This window comes from Micromonospora sediminimaris (genome assembly GCF_016863575.1).
Taxonomy (GTDB): Bacteria; Actinomycetota; Actinomycetes; order Mycobacteriales; family Micromonosporaceae; genus Micromonospora; species Micromonospora sediminimaris.
In genome coordinates this window covers 97,664-111,134 of sequence record NZ_BOPD01000010.1, presented here as the reverse complement: position 1 = coordinate 111,134, position 13,471 = coordinate 97,664, and the positions used below count along the sequence as shown (strand labels likewise).

The following is a 13,471-nucleotide window of genomic DNA, read 5'->3' as shown; positions in this document are numbered from 1 at the left end:
CCCCTCTCATCACCGAGTTGAAAGGATCCCGCCATGTTCCGCAGATCGTGGCGTCACGCGGCGGCGGCTGCTGCCGTGCTGCTAGCCCTCAGCAGCGTCACCGCCTGTGGCGACGACTCGTCCGACAGCGAGGACCTGTCGGAGAACCGGGTCGGCGCGATGGAGAACTACGCCGCCGGTACCCAGTTCAAGGCCACCGAGCCGCTCTCCTTCTCCGTCCTCTACAACAACCACCCGAACTATCCGCTCAACGAGGACTGGCTGTTCTGGACGGAGTTGAAGTCCCGGACGAACGTCAGCCTCGAAAAGGTAGCGGTGCCGCTTAGCGACTACAACCAGAAGCGCAGCCTGCTCATCGGTGCCGGCGACGCGCCGCTGCTGATCCCGAAGACCTATCCGCCGGACGTGCACGCGTACGTCTCCTCGGGGGCGATCCTGCCGGTCAGCGACTACCTCGATCTGATGCCGAACCTCAAGGACAAGATCGAGAAGTGGAATCTCAAGCCTGAGATCGACACCCTGCGCCAGCAGGACGGCAAGTTCTACCTGCTGCCGGGTCTGCACGAGAAGCCCTGGCACGACTACTCGCTGGCGGTCCGCACCGACATCCTCGAAGAGCTGAACCTCGAGGTCCCGAAGACCTGGGACGAGGTCTACACGATGCTCAAGGCGATGAAGGCGGCGTACCCGGACGTCTACCCGTTCTCCGACCGGTGGAGCCAGCCCAACCCGGCGGGCAACCTGCTCAACCTGCTGGCCGTGTCCTACGGCCTGGAAGGCGCCGGTTGGAACTTCCAGCACGTCAGCTGGAACGCCCAGGCGCAGCAGTTCGAGTACACCGGCGCCACCGAGCAGTACAAGCAGATGTTGCAGTACCTCAACAAGCTGGTGGCGGAGAAGCTGCTCGACCCGGAGAGCTTCACCCAGACCGATGACCTGGCTCGGCAGAAGCTCGCCAACAGCAAGTCCTTCGTGATCAGCGCCAACGCTCAGGCCGTGGTGAACGACTACCGGCCCGACCTGGCCGCCACCAACCCGAAGGCGAAGATCACCAAGATCCCGCTGCCGATCGGTCCGGCCGGCGAGATCAACCCGGCCAGCCGACTCGAGAACGGCATGATGATCTCCTCCAAGGCCCGCGACAGCGAGAACTTCGTGGCCATGATGCAGTTCGTCGACTGGCTGTGGTATTCGGACGCGGGCCAGGAGTTCGCCAAGTGGGGCGTCGAGGGCACCACCTTCGTCAAGGACGCCGCCGGCAAGCCCAAGCTCGCGCCGGAGGTCGACGTCGTCGGTCTGAACCCCGGTGCGCCCAAGCACCTGCAGAAGGACTTCGGCTTCTACAACGGCGTCTTCGCCTACGGCGGCAAGCCCGAGCTGGTGCAGGCGTTCTTCTCGCCCGAGGAGCAGGAGTTCCAGCAGGTGATGAACGCTCGGGCGCCGAAGTCGCCGCCGCCGCCGTACCCGCTCAACGACGAGGAACGCGAGCAGGTGTCGCTCTGGGAGACCCCGCTGAAGGACCACGTCTACCAGGCCACGCTCCAGTTCGTCCTCGGGCAGCGTGACTTCGCCGAATGGGACGCGTACGTGGCGGAGTTGAAGAGCAAGAACATGGACGCCTACCTGACGATGGTCAACGAGGCGCACAAGCGCTTCCAGGAGAAGAACTAGAGACGTGTCCGGTCCGGTCGTGTCGGCGCGACCGGACCGGACACCTTCCACCCGAGCACAGGGACGACGATGCGGATCACCGTTGCGGAGCAACCCGTCGGCCGGCTGAGCGACGCGTGGCGTCTCGCCGTCGGCACCGGCCGGTTCGACCTGGCACTGCGGCGCGACTACCAGGATTCACTGGCCCTGGTCCAACGCGAGATCGGCTTCCGGTACATCCGGGGGCACGGTCTGCTCAGCGACGGCGTCGGTGTGCACCGGCCGTACGACCACCAGGGTCAACGGCACGTCCGGCACGCCTTCGGCTACCTCGACCAGGTCGTCGACGCCTACCTTGAGCTGGGCATCCGGCCGTTCGTGGAGCTGGGTTTCATGCCGTCCGGGCTGGCCAGCGGCGACCAGACGGTCTTCTGGTGGCGCGGTAACGTCACCCCACCCCGGTCGCACACCGAGTGGGCAGACCTGGTCCGGGCCACCATCGGCCACCTCGTCGACCGGTACGGCCTGCACGAGGTGCGTGGCTGGCCGATCGAGGTGTGGAACGAGCCCGACCTGAAGGAGTTCTGGCAGAACGCGGACGCCGACGCCTACCACCGCCTCTACGAGGTGACCGCGCACGCGGTGAAGGACGTCGACGCTGACCTCCAGGTCGGTGGCCCGGCGCTCTCCCCCGGCGCCGACGACGGGTGGCTGCCCCGGTTCGCCGAGTTCGTCACCGACCGCTCGGTGCCCGTCGACTTCGTCAGCCGGCACGCCTACACCTCCGGCCCGGCCCAGCACGTGCCGTTCGGCGTACACCAGACCCTGGCACCTCCGCAGCGGCTGCTGGAGCAGTTCGCCAGTCCCCGCCGGTTGCTCGCCGGCAGCGCGCTGGCCGACCTGCCGGTGCACATCACGGAGTTCAACAGCTCGTACCGGCCGGACAACCCCATCCACGACACCGCTTTCCACGCCGCCTACCTCGCCCCGGTGCTGGCCGGCGGTGGCGACCTGGTCGACTCCTTCGCGTACTGGACCTTCAGCGACGTGTTCGAGGAGGTGGGCATCCCGACCGCGCTGTTCCACGGCGGTTTCGGCCTGCTCACCCACCGTCAGATCCGCAAACCCACGTTCCACCTGTACGCCTTCATGAACCGGCTGGGTCCGCAGATCCTGGCTCGCGGCGCGGACCACCTGGTCACCCGCGACGGCACCGGCCGTATCGCGGTGCTGGCCTGGGCGTCGGTCGACGTCACCGGCGGTGAACCGCTGGACGGCCACACCGTACGCCTGTCGCTGCCGGTGGCCGGCTCGGCCGCCCGCACCGCGTTTCTGCTGCGCTCCTCGGTCAGTGAGGAGTCCGGCAACGCCTGGCGGGCCTGGAGCGAGCTGGGCCGGCCCCTCTCCCCCACCGCCCGCCAACTGGACGTCCTGCGGCAGGCCGCCGAGCCGGGCCGGCGGCACAGCTCGCTGCCGGTGGTGGGCGGTCGCGTCGAACTGGATCTGCACCTGGCCCGGCACGAGGTGACCCTGGCCGAGGTGAGCCCGGTGACCGACGAGACTCCGCCCTGGTGGGACGAGAGGCGACTGCTGGGCGGTGAGCCGTCGTGAGCACCGCCGCCCGTCGGGAGTTCGGTGCCGGACCGCTGTCCCGAGGGGCGGCGCTGATCTACACCCTGCTGGTGGTGGAGTTGCTGCTGCTGGTCTGCGCGGCGCCCGGCCTGGTGGCACTGTTCGCGTTGGAGCGGCACGTGAGCAACCTGCCGCTGGTCGCGGTCTGTGCGGTACCGCTCGGCCCGGCCTTCTCCGCCGCGCTGTACGCCCTGCACCGGCAGCGTCTCGACCTGACCGAGCTGCACCCGTGGCGGTTGTTCTGGCGCGGGTACCGGGCCAACCTGACCGGCTCGCTGCTGGTCTGGGTGCCGACGCTGGTGTGGCTGACCGTCATCGCGGTCAATCTGGTCAACCTGCCGGCGGCGGGGGTGCCCGGCTGGTGGGCGGTGCCGCTGGCACTGGTCGGTGCCGGGGTGTCGGTCGTGGGCGTCAACGCGCTGGTGATCACGTCGCTGTTCACGTTCCGGCTGCGCGACGTGTTCCGGCTGGCCGGGTACTTCGTGCTGCGTACCCCGGTGGTCGCTGTCGGCACGGCGTTGCTGCTGGTGGCGGCGACGGCGCTCACCATGGTCGCCTCGGAGGCGGCGCTCGCCGCCCTCGGCTCGGTGCTGGCGCTGGCGCTGGTCCGGGGCGGCACGCCGATGACCGACATCATCACCGAGGAGTTCGTCGAGTGAGTCTGCCCGTCACGCCCAAGGTGCCGTTCGGTGGCGACTACAACCCCGAGCAGTGGCCCGAGCCTGTATGGGACGACGACGACCGGCGGTTCACCCTGGCCGGGATCGACACCGTCACCCTCGGCGTCTTCGACTGGGCACTGACCCAGCCCGCCCCCGACAGGTACGACTTCGGCCTGCTGGACCGGATCGTGGACCGGGCCGCCAGAGGTGGCCGGATGATCTGCCTGGCCACCGGCACCGGCGCGCATCCGGCGTGGCTGGCCCGCGCCCACCCGGAGGTGACCCGCGTCGACTTCGACGGACGCCGACACCGGTTCGGCCAGCGGCACAACTCCTGCCCCAGCTCGCCGGTGTTCCGTCGACTCTCGACGGAGTTGGCCCGCCGGGTGGCCCACCGGTACGCCGACAATCCGGCGGTGGTGGCCTGGCACGTCGGCAACGAGTACGGCGGTGCCTGCTACTGCGATCTCTGCACGGCCGGCTTCCGCCGGTGGCTACGGGAGCGCTACGGCACCCTGGACGCGCTGAACGCGGCCTGGTACACCACGTTCTGGTCGCACACCTTCACCGACTGGGACGAGATCGAGGCGCCGTCGGCACTGACCGAGCACTGGCGTGGGCCGGACCACACCGCCTTCCAGGGCATCACCCTGGACTACCGGCGCTTCATGTCGGAGGCGATGCTGGCCAACTTCCGCGACGAGAAGACCGCCATCCGCGAGTCCAGCGACCTGCCGGTGACCACCAACTTCATGGGCATGTACCGACCGATCGACTACCACCGCTGGGCCGCGGACCTGGACTTCGCCTCCTGGGACAACTACCCGCCGGAAGGTAGTTCGCCGGCCTGGATGGCGCTCAGCCACGACCTGATCCGCGGTCTCAAGGATGGACAGCCGTTCTGGCTGATGGAACAGACACCCAGCATGACAGCCTGCCGCGACGTCAACCCGCTCAAGCCGCCCGGAGTGATGCGGCTGTGGAGCTGGCAGGCGGTGGCGCACGGCGCGGACGCGGTGCTCTTCTTCCAGCTACGCGCGTCGCGCGGGGCGTGCGAGAAGTACCACGGCGCGGTCATCGGCCATGCCGGTCGCGCCGACACCCGGGTCTTCCGGGAGGTGGCCGAGCTGGGTGCCGAGTTTCGTCGGCTCGGCGACGCCACGCTCGGCGCGCGTACCCCGGCGCGGGTGGCGCTGCTGTTCGACTGGGACAGCTGGTGGGCGCTGGAGATGTCCGACGGACCGTCCCGACTGGTCCGCTACCAGCAGGTGGTGCTCGCCTACTACCAGGCGTTGTGGGACGCCGGGGTGGACGTCGACGTGCTCGCGGCCACCGCCGACCTGTCTAGCTACGACGTGGTCGTCGCCCCGGCGCTGCACCTGGTTGCCGGTGACCTGGCCGAGCGGTTGGCGCAGGTGGCGCAACGGGGCGGTTCGGTGCTGACCACGTTCCTCTCCGGCCGGGTGGACGTCGACGGCAACGCGTTCCTGGCGGACGTGCCGGGCCCGCTGGCGCCGCTGACGGGGGTACGGGTCGACGAGTGGGACGCCCGGGGCGCGGAGGTGGTCAACCCGGTCCGGCTGGGCACCGGGGCCGAAGAACTGGAGGTCGCCTCCCGGCTGGTGTTCGAGCTGATCATTCCCGAGGGCGCCGACGTGGTGGGCAGTTACCGCGCCGACTGGTACGCCGGCACCCCGGCGGTCACCCGCAACACCTACGGCGCCGGCCACGGTTGGTACGTCGGCACGGCGCTGGACCAGCGCGGCGTCTCCTGGGTGGTGCGGCAGGTGCTGGACCGGCACGGCCTGGCCGGCCCCTACCCGGACGTGCCGGGCCTGGAGACGGCGGCACGCGTGACCGGCGACGGCGCCCGGCTGCTGTTCCTGCTCAACCACGGCACCGATGCCGTCGAGGTGACCGCCACCGTGTCCGGCGTGGACCTGCTCACCGGCGCTCGGGTCGAGGTGGGTGACCCGCTGCGACTCGACCCCGCCGCCGTTCTCGTGCTCCGTGACTCCGGCAGGGCCGGAACCTCGTCCTGACCCGCGCTCCGGCCGGTCCGCGTGCGGCGGCAGGTCTCGTCTCCGCTCAGCGGGGTGTCCGGTTGGCACCGAGCCAGTCGACGGCGAAGCCGACGAGCGCGCGCTGGCGCATCAGCCGGCACTCGGCCGCGCCCGCCCGCCCGATCCGTGCGCCGCCGGTGCTCTCGAAAGCGTCGCCGACCTGGTCGAAGTCACTCTCGTCGGTGACGAGCGTTGCGCTCACTCGGTCTCCGCGGTGAGGGTGCGCAGGTTTCCGCGTACCTTTTCGAGCAGTTCGACGAAGGCGGCCCGTTGGTCGGTCGCCATGCCGGCGGTGGCGGTCTCGGCGAGCGTGCGCCAGGCCGCCTCGATCTTCGGGATGACGGCGCGGCCCTTGTGGGTCAACCGGATCCGGGTGGCACGCCGATCACCCGGTACGGGCTCCCTGACGAACCAACCGCCCTGATCCAGGCGACTGAGACTGCGGGTCACCGTGGGCTGTTCCACGCCGAGCCGGGCGGCGATCTCGGAGATCGTCATACCGTCGGGCTCCTGGCCGAGCAGCCACAGCAGCACGTCCTGCCCCGGGTGCAGGGCGAGCGCGTCGAGTACGTCGGCCTGCGCGCTCCGGTACAGCTTGGCCACCTTGACCAGCGCTTTGTTGGTGGCCAGGACATCCGTCAGTTCCACCCGGGAAGTGTACGAGTTGACGGGCCGGTGCCAAATGATCCATAGTCGACTAACCTATAGCCGACTATGGAGTTGTGATGGAAACCGGTTTGTCGAACAAGGTCGCCCTCGTCACCGGGGCCTCCGGGGCCATCGGCCGTGCCACCGCCCTGCGTCTGGCGGCCGAGGGCGCCTCCGTCGCCGTGTCCTGGTACACCAACCACAACAGCGCCCTCGACGTGGTCGAGGCGATCACGCGAGCCGGCGGCCGGGCCTGCGCCATCCACCTGGATCACCACTCTCTGACCACCATGCCCGGCGTCATCGAAGAGATCGCCGAACGACTCGGACCGGTCTCCGCCCTGATCGCCAACGCCGTGCAGTGGCCCTCCTTCGACACCGACGAGATCGGTGGGCTCACCACATCGCTGGCCGTCAACACCGTCGGTCCGCTGGCACTGATCGATGCGGCGCTGCCAGCCATGCGCGCCACCGGCTGGGGACGCGTCGTCGTCGTGTCGACCGACATCGTCGCGCAGCCCATGGCGGGGCCACTCGCCTACGCCACCGCAAAGGGCGCGCTGGAGACCGCCGCGCGGGTGCTCGCCGTCCGGGAAGCCCGCCACGGCATTCTGACGAACATCGTGCGCCCCGGCTTCACCCTCACCGACAAGGCACTGACCGCTCCGTTCCTGGGGCCGGAAGCGGTCGCCGCCGAATCGGCGAAGACCCCAACCGGCCGCATCTGCACCCCCGAGGACGTCGCCACCGCCGTCACCTACCTGGCCTCGGCGGCGAACGGTCATGTCAACGGCCAGACGGTGTCGCTGGCCGGTGGTCGGGAACTCGTCCGCGGGTGACGCCGGCACGAACCACCGATGTCTGTACGACGACGAGGCGGGTGGGAACGCCTCCGAACCCAGAACGGGCCCGAGACCGGACCCGACGTGGACGACGAGCGCGACGCCACCAACTTCTCGTACGTCTCCTTCGGCGACGTCGCGCGGGCACTGTCGCTGACCGTGGACACCCGGGCCGGAAACGACCCTCGCCTGCGTTGACACCCACGACGTCGGAGCGACCCGCTCGCGGCAGCTTTCGGAAGCTACGACGGCAGCCAGGCGAAGCGGATGTCCGGTGCCTTCTCCTCGTTACGCGACCCGTCGGTCGCCTCGACCGGGACGAAGCCGTGCCGACGGTAGAACCGCTGCGCGCCGGTGTTGGCCGCGAACGTCCACAGCTGAAGACCCTCCGGCCGACGGGACTTGGCAAGCTCGATCAGTTGAGCGCCCAACCCATGTCCGGTCCAGGCGGGATCTACATAGAGCTGGTCGATCCAGTGGCCGTCCAGAACCAGCACGGCCAGCGGCAGTCGGTGGCCATCCTCCGTCAGCCACACTTCCCGTTCAGCGATGACGACGTCCCTGACCCACTCCCGGATCTCCGCCGCCGAATGCACGGCCGCGGGAATCGCGCCGACCGCGGCACGGCGGGCAGCGATGAGCAGGTCGGCGACTGCCCGCGCATCTTCGGCGCCAGCACGACGAGATGCTGCCGAGCCCGGCGACGGGGCGTCAGACGGGCCCATCGGCTGTTCACCTCCCACACCGTCGGCGCCGTTCCAGCGGTGTCATGAGTAAACGCGGGTGCGGGCAGACCGGCAAGAGCAGTAGCGTCCCGGCCCATGACCTCGGACGCTTTCGTACCAGCCGGCTTCGCCCCGCCGACATCGCTGATCACCGACCGGTTCCGCCTCGAACCGCTGGGCCCGCAGCACAACGTGGCGGATCACGCCGCCTGGATGTCGAGCATCGAACACATCCGCGCCACGCCTGGATACCCGGACGGCAACTGGCCACCGCTCAGCGGTATGTCGCTGGAGAAGAACCTCTCCGATCTACGCCGTCACGCTGACGACTTCACCAGGGGCACCGGGTTCACCTTCACCGTCCTCGACCCGGTCGACAGCGACGTCATCGGCTGCGTCTACCTCTACCCGTCGGCCTCCGAGGAGTACGACGTCACCGTCCAGTCCTGGGTGCGGGCCGACCGGGCGGACCTCGACGAGCCGCTCGCCACCGCCGTCGCCAACTGGATCGCCACCGACTGGCCCTGGACGCGCCTGGACCGGTGCGGCCGCTGAGGACGTGGCTGCCCGTCCAGGTCCGCGGTAGCGCCTCAGTCGTCGACCGGTTGCGGCCGCACGGGGCCGAACTCGTCGGCGAACTTGTGCAGTACGAGAACAGCTACCGGCTCTGCTACCTGCGCGGCCCGGCGGGCATCATGGTCGCGCTCGCCGAACAGATCAGGTGAGCGGCCTCCAGTTCCGGCTGCGGCCGGTGAGCCCGAGAACTCGGTCGAGCAGCGGAGCGTCGGCGGGCTGGGTGATCGACGGCCCGAACAGGCCGGGGGTGCCGTCGCTGCTGGCCTGTCGGGACACCAGGCGATGGACCGTGTCGAGGGTCTGGTCATCGATGTCGTACGGCTGCCCGGTCGCGCTGGCGAGATCCCATCCGTGGACGACCAGTTCGTCCAGCGCGACGACGCCCATGATGTCGGCCGGCAGCCGCACCCCGCCGACCGCGGTCTCGCCCGTCCCGGCGGCCGGCTCGCGCCATGCGGCAACCAACTCGTCGAGCTGCACCGGCAGTCGGCCGCGCCACTGGGGGTCGAGCCTGTCGACGGAGGGGTCACCCGGACCGTTCGGCGCGGGATCCGGCCCCTTCTCGGCAGCCGTCCGGAACGCGAGCGTCAGCCCCATGAGATGGTCGAGCAGGTCGCCGACCGTCCAGCGGGCACACGGAGTGGCATTGGCAAGCTGGTCGTCGGTAACCCCGGGCAGCAGCACCTTCAGCGCGCGGGCTGCGGGCTCGAGATCCGGGCTGCCGTTACTGTCGATCATCTCTGCTCCTTCGTCCGCGAACACCTCCGCACGCTACGCTCCGGGACCGACAGACATTCCGTGACGACGGTCGGTCACTGGGTGCCGGGAGCGGCGGCGCGCCACTGGATCGGAGTCACCCCGTGTTCCGCGCGGAAACGTTTGATGAAGTAGCTGACGTCGGGGTAGCCGCTCCGGCGGCTGATCGTGGCCACGGTCAGGTTGGTGTCGGTGAGCAGCAGGCGGGCCTGTTGCATGCGGCGCTGCGCGATCCACTGCTGGACGGTCCGGCCGGTCTTACGGCGTACCACGGTGGTGAGATGTCCGGCGGTGAGCGCCAGTTCGGCGGCGACATCGGCGAGCGAGATGGGTTCCTGGTAGCGCCGCTCGATGACGTCGAAGACGGCCGCGAGCATCGGCTCGTCCGCCGAGCGCAGCTGGTCGGCGACGCCGGTCGGCAACCGGGCCGCGGCCACCAGCAGCAGGGTCAGGTGGGCGAGGGCGGCCTCCTGGTGCCCGTCACGCCGGGCGCGCAGCTCGGTGTCCAGTGCGGCGAAGCGCTCGACCCAGCCCGCCCGGTCGGACGGTGGGATGCGCAGCCGCTGTGCCCGGTCTGTGCCGTGGGCGAACGGGAGGAGCAAGGGGTGTGACCGCCACGACGAGTAGGCCCCCGACTTTCCGGGCCGCACCACGTCGGTCGGGAACCACACCGTCCATCCGTCGGTGACCGTCGTCTCGATCGGGTCGAGGAGGGAAACGACCTGCCCTGGCGCGATGACGAACAGGTCCCCGTCGGTCACCGTCCACCTGCGGCTGTCGATCACCAGCCGGCCGTCGGCGCGGTGCGCGTAGAAGAGCACCAGGAAGTCGTGGGTGTGGGCACCGCTGGCGGCCGGGCCGGGGACCGGCGTGCCTTGTGGGACACGGGCCACAGCGATAGGGGCGAGGCCGGGCACCCGACCGAACCCGATGACCGGCACGCCCTGCCCGGTCACCCCGACGGCACGGGGGGCCGGAACCAAAATTCGTCGCATCCGGTCCACAGTTGCGCCATTGTCCACGGTGTCGTGCTCCATGACGCTGAGAGTACGACCGAACTTCATCTGATATCGGAGCGTCACATGACCGGACAGTCCCACCACACCGACGCGCAGCAGTACCTGCCCGGCATGGGCAAGCACTGGCTGCTCCCGCTCTACGATCCGTTCTCCCGCCTCGCCGGGGTCGGGCGTATCCACGGGCAGCTGATGGACCGGGCGAACCTCCGGTCCGGTCAGCGGATCCTGGAGATCGGCTGTGGTACCGGCAACCTGCTGACCGCGCTCGGGCGTCGGGTACCGGACATCGACGCGCTGGGCATCGACCCGGACCCGGCCGCGCTACGCCGTGCCCGCCGCAAGGCCGCCCGGCACGGGCTGCCGATCCGGTACGAGCAGGCGTTCGCCGGCGCGCTGCCGCTGCCCGACGACAGCGTCGACCGGGTGCTGTCCGCGTTCATGCTGCACCACCTGGACGACGACGAACGCGCCCGGGCGCTGCGGGAGGTCAGGCGGGTGCTGCGGCGCGGCGGTGAACTGCACCTGCTCGACATCGACGGCACACCGTCGGGCCGACGTGGCGGAAAGGCGCACCGCATCGCCCGGGTGGCCGCCAGCCTCCCCGAGCGGGTGCTGGCCGCGCTGGGCGACGCCGGCCTGACCGGCGTCGCGAGCAACGGCGGGGGTAAGGCGTGGTTCGGCCGCTTCGCCTGCTACCGCGCCGAGGCACCCTGAGGCCAACGACACCGGCCGTCGCCGCAGCTCGGCGTCGCCGAGGTCCGGCTCAGTGCAGGGGCCGGCCGTGCGCGTCGGGAACGCCGGACTTGCGGTGGAAGTAGGCGTTGATCTGGTCACGCCACTCCCGCGCGCAGCGCAACTGCTCGTCGAGGCGCTCGGTCACTCGGGCGTGCACCGCCGCGTCCACCAGGCCGACCAGCGACTTCCACCGCAGGCAGGCCGCCTCCACCTCGGTCACCCCGTCGAAGTGGGTGTCGTAGATGTGCTGGATGACGGTGCGACCGCTGTGCAGCACGTGCTCGTACGGCACGTGGTGGAAGAAGAGCAGCACCTCGTCGGGGCAGGTCTCCGGAGATTCGTACACCCGGGACCAGGGCCGCGGGTACTGGCCGGTGAAGCCGGTGCCGGTGGCCCGGCTACGGTCCACGCCCACGCCGTCGCGATCGGCGAAATGGTACGTACCCCACCGGCTGTACTCGTAGCCGTCGACATCGGGGCCGTAGTGCAGACCCGGCCGCACCATGAATCCCACGCCCAGCGGGGCGGTGTAGCGCTCGTAGGTGCGCCACGAGTCGTCCATGATCTCGTGCAGGGTGCGGCGGAGCAGGTCCGGGTCGGCGCTGGTGTCCGGGTGGAAGGTCAGCTCGATCCACTCGTCGAGCAGCTCCGCCGGTCGCAGCCGCGGATCCCAGGCCAGCCGGCCGAACGCGTACAGGTTGGCCTGGGCCAGCGGATGCCCGGTCCAGAACGGGTCGTCGCCCACGTTGGAGACGGCGACCAGGCCGCCACCGCCGGCGGCCACACCGGCGACGGTGTCTCCGTCGTCGCCCCAGCCGAACCGCAGCACCTCGCTCCACCAGGGAGCCAGATAGCACACGTGCCGCTGCTGGCCGGTGTACTCCTGCGTCACCTGGAACTCCACCGCCATCCGGGTGCCGGGCATCGCCGTGATCACCGGGGAGACGGGTTCCCGGGTCTGGAAATCCATCGGGCCGTGCTTGACCTGCACGATGACGTTGTCCCGAAAGCGGCCGTCGAGCGGGGCGAAGTGGTCGAACGCCGCCCGGGCCCGGTCGGTGGTGCGGTCGCGCCAGTCCTGCCGGTGGTTGTAGACGAAGGCCCGCCAATGCACCACGCCGCCGTGCGGAGCCAACGCGTCGGCGAGCAGGTTCGCCCCGTCGGCGTGGTCACGGCCGTAGCTGAACGGGCCCGGTTGGCCCTCCGAGTCGGCCTTGACCACATAGCCGCCGAAGTCGGGGATGCGGGCGTACACCGCCCGGGTGGTCTCCGCCCACCAGGCCCGCACCGCGTCGTCGAGGGGATCCGCGGTGGGCAGGCCGGCGAGGACGACCGGCGCGGCGAAGGTGACCGACAGGTGCACCCGGATGCCGTACGGGCGAAACTCGTCGGCGAGTTCGGCGACGTCGTCGAGCCGCTCGGTGAGCAGCCGCGCCTCGGTGGCGTGGACGTTTACGTTGTTCACCGTCACCGCGTTGATCCCCACGGCGGCCAGCAGGCGCGCGTACGCCCGCACCCGCCCGCGGTCCCGCCGGGGCTGGCCGGCCTGCCAGAAGATCGAGCCGCCGGCGTAGCCGCGTTCCACCTGCCCCATCACCGGGTGCACGTCGACGTTGTCCCAGTGGTCGAGCATGCGACGGCGCATCGCGGGACGGTACGGCTGGGCCGCGTACGGTGCGCCGAATGCCGTTTCACCGAGGCGGGTCAGGTGGAACAGCCCGTAGAGCAGCCCGGCCGGCTGGTCGGCGAGCAGCACCGTGACCTCGCCGTGGCGGGCCAGGGCGTAGCCTTCCGCGCCGAGCGGCCCACCGGCTGCCGTTTCCAGGTCGGCCAGGGCGGCGTCGAGCTCGGCGGGTCCACCGTCGCCGACGGCCGGGACCAGGGCGAGCACCAGGCTCGGCGGCGGCCCCTCCGCCTTCCGCCGGACGCTGCCGCCGTGCTCGGCGCAGGCCCGCTCGACCTCGGCGACGACCGTGTCGATGAGCCCTGCGGCACCGACTACGAGACAGTGCCGGGAGCCGATGGCGCGGAACGCCTCGGGCGGCAACCAGGCGGGGTGGACGTCGGTCGGGGCGGGGGCGGTCATTGCGCAGATCGTAACGATCCCACCAAACACGTCAAGATACTTCCGGAAGTTCCGGTCACCGGTGGGCCCGCCGCACG

Annotated in this window: 14 protein-coding genes; 8 read left to right on the top strand and 6 right to left on the bottom strand. The window is 70.2% G+C overall.

From position 1 onward, the window contains the following. Nucleotides 1–33: 33 nt before the first annotated feature. The 4 genes from Vse01_RS08770 (at nt 34) to Vse01_RS08755 (ending at nt 5,986) form a co-directional block, all read left to right on the top strand. Nucleotides 34–1,671, top strand: a complete 1,638-nt coding sequence (locus Vse01_RS08770; protein WP_093406940.1) for an ABC transporter substrate-binding protein — start codon at nt 34–36, stop codon at nt 1,669–1,671. A 69-nt stretch (nt 1,672–1,740) separates the two neighbouring features. Beyond that, nucleotides 1,741–3,261, top strand: coding sequence for a GH39 family glycosyl hydrolase (locus tag Vse01_RS08765; protein ID WP_093406942.1), 1,521 nt, complete (start codon nt 1,741–1,743; stop codon nt 3,259–3,261). Next, nucleotides 3,258–3,941, top strand: a complete 684-nt coding sequence (locus Vse01_RS08760) for a DUF624 domain-containing protein (protein WP_093406945.1) — start codon at nt 3,258–3,260, stop codon at nt 3,939–3,941. The genes Vse01_RS08765 and Vse01_RS08760 overlap by 4 nt, the downstream gene beginning before the upstream one ends. Continuing rightward, complete coding sequence (locus tag Vse01_RS08755; RefSeq protein ID WP_093406949.1) at nt 3,938–5,986, top strand: beta-galactosidase; 2,049 nt, start codon at nt 3,938–3,940, stop codon at nt 5,984–5,986. Before Vse01_RS08760 ends, Vse01_RS08755 begins: the two co-directional genes overlap by 4 nt. Nucleotides 5,987–6,032: 46 nt before the next feature. Here the strand turns inward: Vse01_RS08755 and Vse01_RS08750 are convergent, their stop codons facing one another. After that, complete coding sequence (locus Vse01_RS08750; RefSeq protein WP_170863499.1) at nt 6,033–6,209, bottom strand: AAC(3) family N-acetyltransferase; 177 nt, start codon at nt 6,207–6,209, stop codon at nt 6,033–6,035. Then, nucleotides 6,206–6,655 carry a MarR family winged helix-turn-helix transcriptional regulator gene (locus tag Vse01_RS08745; RefSeq protein WP_093406951.1) on the bottom strand — a complete coding sequence of 150 codons (450 nt, stop codon included), beginning with the start codon at nt 6,653–6,655 and terminating at the stop codon, nt 6,206–6,208. Before Vse01_RS08745 ends, Vse01_RS08750 begins: the two co-directional genes overlap by 4 nt. A gap of 77 nt (nt 6,656–6,732) precedes the next feature. Between Vse01_RS08745 and Vse01_RS08740 the strand changes: the two genes are divergently transcribed. Next, complete coding sequence (locus Vse01_RS08740; protein WP_093406954.1) at nt 6,733–7,494, top strand: SDR family NAD(P)-dependent oxidoreductase; 762 nt, start codon at nt 6,733–6,735, stop codon at nt 7,492–7,494. A 245-nt stretch (nt 7,495–7,739) separates the two neighbouring features. On the opposite strand, the gene Vse01_RS08735 is transcribed toward Vse01_RS08740, so the two are convergent. Next, complete coding sequence (locus Vse01_RS08735) at nt 7,740–8,222, bottom strand: GNAT family N-acetyltransferase (RefSeq protein ID WP_093406956.1); 483 nt, start codon at nt 8,220–8,222, stop codon at nt 7,740–7,742. A 96-nt stretch (nt 8,223–8,318) separates the two neighbouring features. On the opposite strand from Vse01_RS08735, the gene Vse01_RS08730 reads away from it, so the two are divergent. Together Vse01_RS08730 and Vse01_RS08725 are read left to right on the top strand one after the other, a co-directional pair. Next, a complete protein-coding gene (locus Vse01_RS08730) occupies nt 8,319–8,777 on the top strand; it encodes a GNAT family N-acetyltransferase (protein WP_093406959.1) in 459 nt (152 codons plus the stop codon). After that, a complete protein-coding gene (locus tag Vse01_RS08725; RefSeq protein WP_198413198.1) occupies nt 8,765–8,947 on the top strand; it encodes a VOC family protein in 183 nt (60 codons plus the stop codon). Before Vse01_RS08730 ends, Vse01_RS08725 begins: the two co-directional genes overlap by 13 nt. Here the strand turns inward: Vse01_RS08725 and Vse01_RS08720 are convergent. Beyond that, nucleotides 8,940–9,536 (bottom strand): TIGR03086 family metal-binding protein, encoded by a 597-nt coding sequence (locus Vse01_RS08720; RefSeq protein WP_093407161.1) that lies wholly within the window; start codon nt 9,534–9,536, stop codon nt 8,940–8,942. The genes Vse01_RS08725 and Vse01_RS08720 overlap by 8 nt on opposite strands. Before the next feature lie 74 nt (nt 9,537–9,610). Next, a complete protein-coding gene (locus tag Vse01_RS08715; protein ID WP_093407163.1) occupies nt 9,611–10,495 on the bottom strand; it encodes a helix-turn-helix transcriptional regulator in 885 nt (294 codons plus the stop codon). A gap of 141 nt (nt 10,496–10,636) precedes the next feature. On the opposite strand from Vse01_RS08715, the gene Vse01_RS08710 reads away from it, so the two are divergent. After that, nucleotides 10,637–11,287, top strand: a complete 651-nt coding sequence (locus Vse01_RS08710) for a class I SAM-dependent methyltransferase (protein ID WP_093406962.1) — start codon at nt 10,637–10,639, stop codon at nt 11,285–11,287. A 49-nt stretch (nt 11,288–11,336) separates the two neighbouring features. Here the strand turns inward: Vse01_RS08710 and Vse01_RS08705 are convergent, their stop codons facing one another. After that, a complete protein-coding gene (locus tag Vse01_RS08705; protein WP_093406964.1) occupies nt 11,337–13,394 on the bottom strand; it encodes an alpha-glucuronidase in 2,058 nt (685 codons plus the stop codon). Between the last annotated feature and the right edge of the window lie 77 nt (nt 13,395–13,471).